This is a genomic window from Paenibacillus sp. 7516, from assembly GCF_002272715.1.
Classification (GTDB): Bacteria; Bacillota; Bacilli; order Paenibacillales; family Paenibacillaceae; genus Paenibacillus; species Paenibacillus illinoisensis_A.
Genome location: NZ_NPBI01000006.1, coordinates 646,225 through 658,523 on the forward strand (window position 1 = coordinate 646,225; position 12,299 = coordinate 658,523).

Annotated in this window: 5 protein-coding genes; 1 reads left to right on the top strand and 4 read right to left on the bottom strand. The window is 49.5% G+C overall.

The genetic code is table 11. The features are described from left to right. Positions 1-118 precede the first annotated feature (118 nt). On the bottom strand, positions 119-1,810 hold the full coding sequence (locus CHI14_RS06230; RefSeq protein ID WP_095287529.1) for a COG1361 family protein: 1,692 nt from the start codon (positions 1,808-1,810) through the stop codon (positions 119-121). Beyond that, positions 1,807-8,526, bottom strand: a complete 6,720-nt coding sequence (locus CHI14_RS06235; protein WP_249281017.1) for a DUF7507 domain-containing protein — start codon at positions 8,524-8,526, stop codon at positions 1,807-1,809. The genes CHI14_RS06230 and CHI14_RS06235 overlap by 4 nt, the downstream gene beginning before the upstream one ends. Before the next feature lie 227 nt (positions 8,527-8,753). Between CHI14_RS06235 and CHI14_RS06240 the strand changes: the two genes are divergently transcribed. Further along, the gene (locus CHI14_RS06240; RefSeq protein ID WP_349290353.1) at positions 8,754-9,869 is read left to right on the top strand and encodes a GGDEF domain-containing protein; all 1,116 of its coding nucleotides are present in this window, start codon (positions 8,754-8,756) and stop codon (positions 9,867-9,869) included. Positions 9,870-9,956: 87 nt separating this feature from the next. Here the strand turns inward: CHI14_RS06240 and CHI14_RS06245 are convergent, their stop codons facing one another. Beyond that, complete coding sequence (locus tag CHI14_RS06245) at positions 9,957-10,478, bottom strand: hypothetical protein (protein ID WP_095287531.1); 522 nt, start codon at positions 10,476-10,478, stop codon at positions 9,957-9,959. A gap of 27 nt (positions 10,479-10,505) precedes the next feature. After that, on the bottom strand, positions 10,506-12,221 hold the full coding sequence (locus CHI14_RS06250; RefSeq protein WP_249281018.1) for a diguanylate cyclase domain-containing protein: 1,716 nt from the start codon (positions 12,219-12,221) through the stop codon (positions 10,506-10,508). Positions 12,222-12,299 lie beyond the last annotated feature (78 nt).

Genomic DNA, 12,299 nt, shown 5'->3' on the forward strand with positions numbered 1-12,299 from the left:
TCCACGGGTTGTTTGCCGAGGGCATATTCAATTAGTATACCATTCATTTGCGTTCGTGTAATGTCATGGAAGTCATTTGGAGCAAATTTCCCAATTCATCACTGTAAGTGGATTGACGTTATTCATCACGGTATTCGATCACAATCGTGTACTCGTTCGATCGAGCTTCCCCGCTTCTTCTCTGTCCGTTCAGTTCATAGGTGTACAGGGCCGTCAGGAAACCATTCAGCGTCCCTGTCTCCTCTGGCGATAGCTGCGCTACATAACAAATATTTTTCTCCGCACCCGGGGCCAGTTCTCCCAGATGCAGATACCTTGGCGAAGAGTATTCGGGTATGTTCCATTGAACTTGACCTTCCGCCTGACCGCGCCATTTGGCTCCCGGTGGAAGAACGCCTGTCAATTGTACACGTGCAGACAGAGAACCTGTATTCTCGACCCGGACCTGAAAAATAACGGATCCTCCCTGCTCGACTAAATTGGGGTTTACTTCAACATGGACCTTAATCATTGGGCTCTTCAGGTAGACTGTTGCTTCGTTGGAAGCGGCCATGCGCTGCACCGTACGCGAATCAGGCAATCGATACGTATACAAGAGCCGCGCCTGGTTAACCAGCTCGAATGGATCAGACATCGCAGTCAAGTGTTCATTAATTCTTGCTTCAAATTGAATGTTAATGACAGATCGTGCAGTCAATGTCCCCAGGCTAACGCCTTTGACCGGATTGGCCCCGGGCCGCTTGACTCCATTCCAGCTGAGGCTCCCTTCCACAAAAGTCATCCCGGCTGGCAATGAATCCGATACCTTGGCATCCACCGCATAATTGCTTTCATTCGCAATGGTTATGTCATATCGTATGGTGTCATCGACTGAGGCAACTACCGGATGTACCCTTTTTTGAATCGAAATAAAAGGCTGAATGACTTCAAGTGTAACTTCGTTGGAATACACGATCTCCTGCTTGCCTGCAGAAGTATACTCCAGCACCGCCTGAGTTGGAATGCTTTCAGCATCTCTTACCGAAACAACCTGTACCCGATATTGAATGGTAACCGTACTTCCGGGCTCAACGTCACCGATCTCTATTTCAGAATCCGGGGTCATCTGGGGGGCGAACATTCCATTGATTACAACACTTGCGGGAATAAACACAAGGCCACGAGCCAAAGCGATGGTCACCTTGGCACCTGCAGCTGTCAGAAATCCCGGATTGCTCACAACGACACTGTACAAAACAATATCCCCTGAAAAGGTCGGGATATGGTCCGACTGAAGGGCCACCTCCAGGCGGGATGAGGCCAGAGTGACCTCAACCGTATTGGAAAATTCCCGGCCTGTAACCGTCCTGCCTTCTGGTGTTAGAAATTCATAGTTTACCTGCGCCTGATTGAGCAGCTTCAATGTCGGAGGTAATCGCACGATGGCAACTTGAAAGTGGTAGCGCAGTGTAGCTCCCGGCGTAACCTCTGCAGGAGGCAGCCCAAGCTGAGGTGATGCGCCGGGTAATGGAATGCCATCACGAAGTACACTATTCGGAAGCAGTGATGTATCTTCCGAGAGCGGATCTACTACGTACACGATGGCGGTTCGATTACCGGAATTCGTAATCTCAATCTGGTAAGTGAGCGACTGTCCCAGTGCAGCAACAGTGACATCGGCTTCCTTTCTTACTTCAAGTCTGGGTCCAACCCATGGTGTAACAACCGTATTAGAGTAGGCCACCTGTTCCAGTTCAGTCGTACCCGAGCTGAACCGAACCAGGGACTGATTCTGTAGCCAGTGGGACAACGGACCGGAGGATTGGCTCATATCACCACGACCTCTACTCTGAATGTAACCGTGACTGAAGCACCCGCAGCGATCGATCCTAGCGTGATTCCCGTATTCGGATTGCCGGTTGGTCGTGCTACTCCATCCACCGTTACACTTCCCGGTACAAACACCGTTCCGACCGGCACAGGGTCAACCATGACCACATTATTGACCACCTGAATACCACTGTTGGTTACAACAACCGTATAGGTGATTACATCACCGACAACAGCATCAATGGCATCAGTACTTTTGACGACAACAACATCCGGAGAAGATACGGGAATGACCAAAACATTGGAAGATACGGTACCCGTCAACTGACGGCCATCCGGCGGACTGAATGTATAATTGGCCACAGCCTGGTTCACCAGCTGTTGATTCTGCGGAAGTGAATCCACAGTAACCTCGAGAGTGACGGTCACATTAACAGATCCCCCTGGCGGTATGGTACCTACAACAATGCCTGCTTCCGGGTTCGCTCCTGGCTGCGGAACACCATCAATCAAGACACTGTTCGGAAGAAGCACAGCCCCATCCGGAATGTTATCTGTCAATGTCAGATTGGCAGCCAGATTTCCGCTGTTGTTGATGGAGAAAGAGTAAATAATGGTGTCGCCGATCGTTGCATTGGATGTATTGGCCGTCTTCGTTACACCTATGATCGGTTGATAAATTGGTGTTACTACGATAATCGAATATGAAGCACCCGAGAAGACACCCGATGTGAAACTTACGGCAGACTGACTGCTCACAACAGGTGGTGTAGGCAGCGTATTGACTCGCACTGCATAGGATATTGCTGCTGAGGCACCCGGAGCCAGTGATCCAATGGCGATACCCAATGCTGGGTTAGCCGAGGTACGCGGAACACCTTCCACCAGAACACTTCCAGCGACAAATGTGGTGGCTGGATCAATGGGATCGGTTAATACCACATTGTTAACAGGATCGATTCCGTTGTTGGTCACAACCATCTGGTACACAATCGTGTCGCCGACCACTGCATCTACCGCCGTTGTTGTCTTCGTTACGCTCACATCTGGAGCGGACACCTGAATATTAAGGGAATTGGATGTTAGACTGCCTCCCAGTGTTCTTCCGTCTGGCAGCGTATACGTAAAGGTTGCAGAAGCCTGATTCGTTATCGATTGGCTCAACGGAAGAGTGACGATGACAACGGAGAACGTGACCATGGTTGTTGTTGAAACGACGCCAAGCGGAATGCCCGAAGCCGGATCGGCACCCGGTACAGATGCACCGTTGACGATAACGCTATTGGGTACAAGTTCGGTTCCGGCAGGGATCGTATCGGTCAACGTTACGGAGGCTCCGTAGTTCCCGGCATTGGAGATGGCGATGCTGTACACAACGGTATCCCCTACCGTGGCTATCGCCTGATCTCCGGTTTTGACCGCCGTCAGAATCGGCTGGAACACCGGTGTTGTAACCGTATTGGAGAACGTGGTGGCTGAGAACGCGCCTGATGTAAAGCTGACCGTGGATTGATTGTTCAAAACCGCACTTGTAGGAAGAGATGTAACCTGCACACTAAAAACAACGGTCACGGTAGCACCAGGTGCAATGGAACCAATGGTAATTCCCGTTGAAGGGTTAGCACCTGGGCGAAGAACCCCATCCACAAATACACCGGTCGGCGCAAGTACGGTGCTTGCCGGAACCGCGTCTGTGAAGACTACATTATTGACCGTCGCAATTCCGTTATTTGTCACTGCTACGCTGTATGTCACAATATCACCCACGGATACCGCTGTGGATGTCGTTGATTTCACCACATCGACATCCGGAGCCGACACGGTGATGGTAAGTACATTGGACAGAACAGAGCCTGTAATCGTCCGACCGTCCGGCAATATGAAGGATAGAGCCACCGAAGCCTGATTCACCAGCTGCTGTGGAGATGGAAGCGTATCGATAACCACAGAAAAGGTAATGGTTGTTGTCGCACCGGCAGCGACAGTGCCTGCCGAAATGCCTGTAGCTGGATTGGCAGCTGGCAGCGGCTGGCCATTCACAATGACACTGTTCGGAACAAGAATGGTTCCCGCCGGGATATTGTCCGTCAGGTTAATCTGGGCCCCATAGTTACCCGTGTTGGAGACAGTGACCGTGTAGCTAACGGTGTCACCTACGGTAGCGTTCTGTGTGCTTGCCGTCTTGGTTGCAGAGAGAATGGGCTGGAATACCGGCGTGACCACCGTATTGGAAAACGTTGTGCTCGAGAATGCCCCTGAAGTGAAACTGACTGTGGATCGGTTATTCAGCTGGCCGCTTGGCGGTATCGCATCCACACGGATGCTGAAGGTTACGGTTGCGGACGTTCCTGGAGCAAGTGTGCCGAGTGATATCCCTCCTGCCGGGTTGGCTGCAGGTTGTGCCACGCCATTCACCGTCACACTGCCTGTGACAAAGGAGGCTCCGGCAGGAATCGGATCCGAAAACTGAATATTGTTTACCGGTGCTATACCGCTGTTCGTTACTTGAATGGAGTAAGTGACGGTATCACCTACGGCAGCCGCAGTTGAAGGTGTACTTTTAACGACAGCAACATTTGGAGAAGAAACCGGAAACGTCAGCGTATTTGAGGTGGCTGTTCCTGTCAACGTACGTCCGTCAGGAGGTGTAAAGGTAAAGGAAGACGTGGCAAAGTTGCTGAGCTGCTGCGGAGAAGGAAGTGTATCCACGACCACAGCAAACGTAACAACTGCGGTTGCTCCAGCTGCAACAATACCTACCGGAATACCCGTTCCCGGCGTCGCTCCAGGCTGTGGCACACCTGATACCACAACACTATTGGCTACAAATGAAGTCGCAGCAGGAATTGTATCTGTGACCGTAACATTGGCCTGCAAATTGCCCGTGTTGCTGACAGTCACCGTGTATACAACCGTATCACCTACGGTAGCATTGACTGTATTGGCCGTTTTGACGAGTGAAATCTGCGGTTGGATAACCGGAGTCTGTGTTGTATTGGACGAGGATGACCCCGAAAATGAACCGGATGTGAAACTGACCGTCGACTGATTGTTAATCTGCGAAGGGATCGGCATGGTAATCGTCACCTCAAAAGTTACGGTAACCTCAGCTCCTGGAGCCAAAGTACCGATTGGAATGCCGGCGGTCGGATTGGAGAGCGGGAATGAAGTCCCGTTCACAATGACGCTTCCGGGTACAAATGGGGTATTCGGAGGAAGAGGGTTGACATATACCACATTGTTAACGGCTACGGTTCCGTTGTTGCGAATAACAGATGTGTACCTGATGACATCCCCGACTACGCCGTATTCTACATTGTCACTGTTAACAATCGTTACATTGGGCAGAGAGACAGGAATCGTAATGGTGTTGGATGACGAGAATCCGGCAATCGTCCTTCCACTTGGAAGTGTGTAGGAGAATGAAGCGACCGCCTGGTTAGTCAACTGTCTTGAATCAGGCAAACTTGTGACCGTTGCGACAAAAGTAACTGTTGTGCTTGAGTTCGCTGCAATGGATCCCAAGCTAATACCTGTTGCCGGACTTACACCTGGTGTAGGTACACCATTAATGATGACACTGTTCGTACTGAAAACAGCTCCCGCAGAAATCGGATCCGTCAAGGTAACCGAAGCCGCGATATTACCTGAGTTGTTAATCTGAATGCTGTAATTAAAGGTATCTCCTACCGTCAGATTGGTTGTACTTGCTGATTTCACCACTTGAATGACGGGCTGAAATATGGGTGTACTAACCGTAACCGATGAAGAGACTCCATTAAAACTGCCCGACGTAAAGGCTGCGCTGGCACGGTTCGTAACTGATCCTGTGGAAGGAACAGAGGTCACTCTGGTCTGATAGGTCACGGTGACGCTACTTGAGCTGTTCAAGGTTCCGACAACAATGCCTGAGACCGGACTTGCACTTCCGGAAGCTGTTCCGTTAATGGTGACACTGCCCGGCACAAACTCCGAGCCGGTCGGCGTATCCGAAATCACCAGATTTTGAACCGCACCAATTCCGGCATTGGTTGCAATTACGGTATAGGTAAGAATGTCACCTACGGTCGCATCTGGTGTATTTACGGTTTTGCTAATCGAGATATTGGGGGCAGATGCAGGTATGCGAACCGTATTGGACTGACTGGCACCTGAGAGATTGCGTCCGCTCGGAAGCTGATACGTATAAGTTGCAGTACCCTGATTCTCTAGTGTTGGCGGAGATGGAAGTGTACTCAGTGTAGCGCGAAACACGACCGTTGCCGTGGCTCCTGGCGAAAGACTGCCCAGCGTTATACCGGTTAGTGGGCTGGTTCCCGGACGCGCAGTACCATTCACCGTTACGGAATCCGGTACAAACGTTAGTCCAGCCGGGATGGTATCGGTTACCGTAACTTGAGCTGCAATGTTTCCGCTGTTTGTCAGCACCAGTGTATATGCAAGCTGATCTCCCAACGTTGCATTCGTTTGACTCGCCGACTTGTTGATCGCAATGATTGGCTGATACACAGGAGTAGTAATTGAATTGGAGTTGGAAATGCCTGTAAAGGCACCTGAACTATAGGACACAGAAGCCCGATTAAGCAGCGAACCTGATGCGGGCAGGGATTGAACAATAACCTGGAACGTCACCGTCGCAGAACTTCCGGCAGTCAGCGTTCCAATAGAGATGCCGCTGCTTGGATTAGCCGACGGTACAACGGTTCCTCTTACAGTCACACTCCCGGGAACAAATGCAGTTCCCGCAGGGAGAGCATCAGTAAGAATGGCATTGCTAATCGGTTGAATACCTCCGTTATTGCTCACTACGGTGTAAGTGAATGTCTCCCCTACGGCCACGTCGCTGACCGAGGCTGATTTAACCGCGGTTACATTAGGTAATCTGACCGGAATCGTCAAGGTGTTCGATGCGACCGTCCCCGTTATGGTCCTTCCGTCAGGTGAGTTGAACGAATATGAAGCGGTAGCCTGATCCACAAGGGTTGGCGGTGTAGGCAAGCTTGTGACAAGCACTTGAAAGGTGACCGTATTCGCGCTGCCTGCAGCAAGGCTGCCCAAATTCACACCCGTCGCCGGATTGGCACCTGCAATGACGTTTCCGTTCAGGCGGAAGCTGCCTGCTACATACGAACTGCCACTTGGGATGTTATCTGTCAATGTGACGTTAGCGGCAACATTCCCTCCGTTGTTTACCTGAAGCGTGTACGTTACCGTGTCACCCACCGTGGCATTGGTGGTACTCCCCGACTTCACAATGGACAGGTTTGGTGAATATACAGGAAGTGTCGAGTTGTTGGAGGGAATTACGCCAGTTATGGTCGGACCTCCTGCCACACTCTGAAACGTAAAAGCCGCATTGGCCGAATTCACAAGCTGCAGGATGCTTGCATCCTGTCCGATAAGTGCCCGGTAGGTTACAACAATACTGCTGGACAGGTTTAATGACCCCAGCGGAACGCCTGCGGTTATATCCAGTGTTGGACGGGGTACACCTGCAACTGTGACGCTTCCTGGAATAAAAGTAAGTCCTGCAGGTAATGAGTCCGATAGCACCACACTGGCGGCGCTGGCCGTACCTGCATTGGCAACGGTAACCGTATAGAGAATGCTATCCCCTGCTATTGCACCGGTTGCCGTTGATCCCTTGGATACGGTAATTCTTGGTGCGTTAATATCGACCTGAATGGCATTGCCGTTGACGATGTATGCATCTCCTGAGGTGGTTAACGTCAACACGGCAGAAGATTGATTGTTAATCAGTCTGGCTGACACATCCACATTGGTTATGTCCCAGCCCTGTCGTCCGCCAGAAATGTTGGAGCCTGGTGCACCGTTGATCTGGTTCCGGGTTCCGAAGGTTCCAGTCGTGTTAAGTGCTCCGGTGTCTCCGTTGATTTGGGATGCAAAAAAGTTGGCAGCCAGGTTGTTGGGCCCCGATAAAGCAACCGAAGTCGCCGACGTTGGTCCAAATAACGCCTGGTCTCCAGTCCGATTCGCGTCTCCTTCCTGCGCACTGAACAGCGCTCTTCCTCCGAGCGTGCCAGAGATTGGAGTCGCAAATCCGGTCAGTGTGGTCACCACCGGTGCTGAAGTGGCTTGGACAAGCACGCCGCCAGCCCGGAGTGACATGTTTCGAAATGGCAGATTCGGATTCTGATAAATGACTCCTAGTGTCCAGCCTGCATGGTTGGCCGTGGCATCATTATTGGTAACGATCGTTCCCACGACCGCTCCAGTGATATATGTACCCGCTCCCCCATTTTGCACCAGCGTTGTAACATTGGCCGAACGCACATATCCGGCAGCGCCGTTCCCCAGATCGAATTGATTGTATGTCGCCGGGTCAGGAGTAACGCTTGATGTCCCTGCAGGGGTGATAAATGTGACCGGATTGTTGATGGCTGCACTCAGGTTCACATTGCCATTAATATAGCTTCCGCCCCAGATCAACTCTGCGTACAAAACGGTACTGCCTGCAGGAAAGACGAGTACTGCAGCTGAGCTGTTGCTCTGATACAAATTCGTCGTACCTGCTGGATATGTCCCAAAAGTCAAGGCCGTATTGGTCGTCGTGAATGCCCCAATACTGTCCAGTGTTCCGGGTACCCCTGCCGTATCAGAACGACTCAAACCAAGTGTATTGCCTGTAAACGTAATTGCTCCCGTTGCGTTGACGGTTGAACGAACGACAAGAGGAATAGAGATCACCTCCTTCATCAAGGATTGTAATCATCGTATGAGACGGAGCATTGGTTCAGTCTATGAGGTTCATTCCGAAATTTGTTTGTCCCTGTGAAAAGTTTCGCTCGGTTCTGCGTTATGTCACTTTGTTTTCACCCATTTAATTAACATTTGCGTTTTGCACAATCTGTTTTATAATCAACTAATACGAGAGTCAATCTGTCGTACCATTATGATGCAGTCAGCGGTGATATATGAAGATTTTGTCTACAGATAGCAACCATATTCCAACAGAATATGAATTCAAGCATTCCAAATGGATCAAAAAAATGCTTCATGCTTATTGGGTTGTTGTAATCACACATTTCGTTGTTCAGATCGGCTGTTTCCTGTTCCTGGAATATGATCGCACTCCTGAGGATTTCATCATTTATGTTCTAATCTGGCCCACAGCCTCGGGTATTGCTTCCATTTTGATTGCCAGCTGGATTGACCGACGCTTCAGTGCCTTTTCGTTCTATGCCATGTCTGTGGCCAGTACGGTTGTTGCCTGGACCATCATTCATGTCAATTATGACATTCGAATTATTCAAGCGATCAGCCTGCTGCCCATCTTTACGTCTGTTTTGTTTTTTAGCAGAAAACGGGTCTGGACCGCATGTTTAATGCAAACGACGGGTTATGTTTTGGTTTTGTTTGATTCAGACTATCGTTCCTATCTGACTTCCTTTGACATGGTCTCCATCCCAGCCTTTCTCATTGTCGGTACATATGTAGCTCAGGTCATTGTCACAAGTGGTGTTGAGGTACTGGATGATCTCAAGGACAGCATGTTAGCCAAACAGGAACTGATTGTACGAAATGCCATTATGACCAAGCAGTCCAAAACCGATGGGCTTACCAATCTGTATAACCAGAGCTCTTTCAAAGACTATTACGATAAAGCATATGAGTATGCCAAGAGCGGTATGAGCCTTCATTTGGCTCTCATTGATATTGATGATTTCAAATCAATTAATGACACCTATGGACATCGAGTGGGCGATATCATTCTGGAGAAAGTTTCGCATGTCATTCAGGAGAACATCACTTCAAGCGATATTGCAGCCCGTTATGGAGGTGAGGAATTCGCATTGCTTATGTTTGAACAGTCCTTCGATCAGGCTTACGCTCTCGTTGAACAGATTCGTCAGAAAATAGCCCTGATGGGCCATTTGGAACTGGAGGGGAATTCCATCACCGTAAGTGTGGGACTCAAAAGTTTCAATGCCCGGCTGACCAAAGAAAAGCTGTTTGAAGAGGTGGATGCCTGTCTATACGCTGCCAAACGGACGGGTAAAAACAAAACCGTGACTTCCCTTGACCTAGTTGAGGTTTAGTGAATACAAGAGACATCAAAAAAAGTTGTACCGCAAACCGAATTCGGTTGTGCAGTACAACTTTTTTTGCATCTAATATTTTTGGTCTCACTCGGTCCATTCCCAGCGATGGGCATATTGCTCCAACTTGGGATGAAGCGTACCTGGCTGGCCATCGATAAGCAGACGAAGTTTCGTAATCCAGTCCTTGAACGAGTCGAATGATGCAAACAGATTCGCCATTTCAGAGGTAAGATACAGAAAATGAGGCGCAGGATATTCAGCCGTCAGATGACGCAGAGCCGAATCCATCGGTGTGTACTTCTTCCTCTTGCCTTCCAGTCCCTCCACCTTAATGCGGAACTCCGTATGATCTCGCTTCCACTCATGCAGGCGGTCCTCTCTCTTATAATACGGCTGCACTCCATCCTTGCTCATGCGTTTGACGGTGCTCTCATGCAGCGGATAGAGTACCAACTGTGTAAAAGCGCGTGTATCCGAAGTGGATGCCGCACGTTCAAGTTGTTCATTGGTCACATGCTCGAATGAATCATAGAAAATCAGTGTACCTTTCCGGCTTGCTGCAGGCGGTTCGTAACCGTACGGAACCGTTGTATAATTTCCAGACATGATCTTCCTCCAGTCCGTTATAAATGCTTATTTGTTTTGGGTATCCTGCTCATCCTGCTCCTTGTTCAAATCCACATAGAATGTCATTTTATTCTTGCCCGAACGCTTCGATTCATACAAGGCTTCATCAGCCATACGAATAATTTCACTCGGATTGCCGCTGTTTGTCGGATACTCGGCACCGCCGATACTGCACCCAATGTGGATCCGCTCATATTCAATGATAAATGGTTTATTCAAGCTCTGGATAATCTCATCCGCATATGCTTGCGCCTCTTCTTTGGGATTAGCCCCAATGGAACGGAGTACAATGAGAAATTCATCGCCGCCCAAACGAACTGTTATTCCCTTGTCGTGGCTGAGGGCCATCAGACGCTGGGCCACTTTTTGAAGCAGGACGTCTCCGGTTTGGTGTCCGAGGGTATCATTCACACTTTTGAATCCATCCAAATCCAGATAGAGGAACGTCAATGTATGATCCGTACTTTCCGTCTCAAGTGATTCCTCCAGATAAACTTCAAGCGCTGTCCGGTTCGGCAAACCTGTCAGTTGGTCGTAATGGGCCAAATTCTGCATAAAAACCAGTTCCGAGTCTTTATTGGTAAGTGCGGTTAGCATGCCCCTGAGCGAGCGACATAACACTTCGATCTCCTTAATCCCCCTGTTCTCCGGAATCTGTACCTCATTACCTGCACGAAGTTGGTCTGCCACTTTAGTTAATCGTGTAATTGGCGAAGAGATTAGGCGAGAAACCAGCCATCCAATGAGCGCAAACAATACGGTAACGGCAAGCCCCGCCCAAACGTTGAACCATAACATATCGGATACGGAAGCAAAAGCCGTAGATTTGAGCTGGCGAACGACAACAGTCCAGCCGAGACCCGGATAATCCAGATGACCCTGGCTGTATGCGAGTCCGGTAACATATTCCTTACCGTCAGCCCACTTCTCTATAGACCAACTCGTCTTGTTGATCTCCGCTGTTTCCATTCCGGACAATTTCAATGGTTTGCCAACCCATTCGTCAGGACCAAGCAGCACCGTATGCTCTCTCTTGCTTACAATGAACATTTCAATGTCCTTTTCCCGGTATTTCAAAGGCTCGAGAACGCCTTTTTCCACTTCTTTAGCCCATTCCCAGCTTAAATGCGCAGCCAGTACGCCAGCAATCTCACCATTTTTATATTTCAAGGGAAAGCTGATATCGACAAATTGCAATGGTTCTCCTGTAGGGTTCGGAAGCAGCTTGGCTAGAAGCACTGCGTTATGTACGTCTCCAATAAACTTACCCTTGATTCCCTCCTGATACACAGGCCGTTCAGATAAATCTTCACCGCGCAATATGCCGTCCGTTGAGGCCAACACTTTTCCTTTCGGGTCCATGAATCCAACCCAGGAGAATGTGGGAAAGCTATTCTGTAGCTGATTCAGCAGCATCTGGATACTAGCAGGCTCGAAGCGGTCTTCAAGTGCAGCCATCTGGCCAAGAAGATCCAGTTCTCCAGAACGCGCCCACATGAAGCGATCCAGCTTGTCTGTTGTTTGAGAAGCCGTGCTGGTCAGCGAGTGACCGATCTCGGTTTCAACAGCGACCGCTGATTTTTGACTAAAAATATAACCGATCGTTAATGTCACCAGCAAGGACAATATGGCGAAGGTCACGGTAAGTATCGTTCTGAGTTTGTAAGACATGTTGGCCTCCAATAATCGGTGAAACCATCTTGCTTCTTCAACACGAAACATGCTGTAAAGGGCACACGCGATGTCACCTATTCGTTTTCATCTTTATCGGAAATAATGACCTGTTTTATTATACATGCC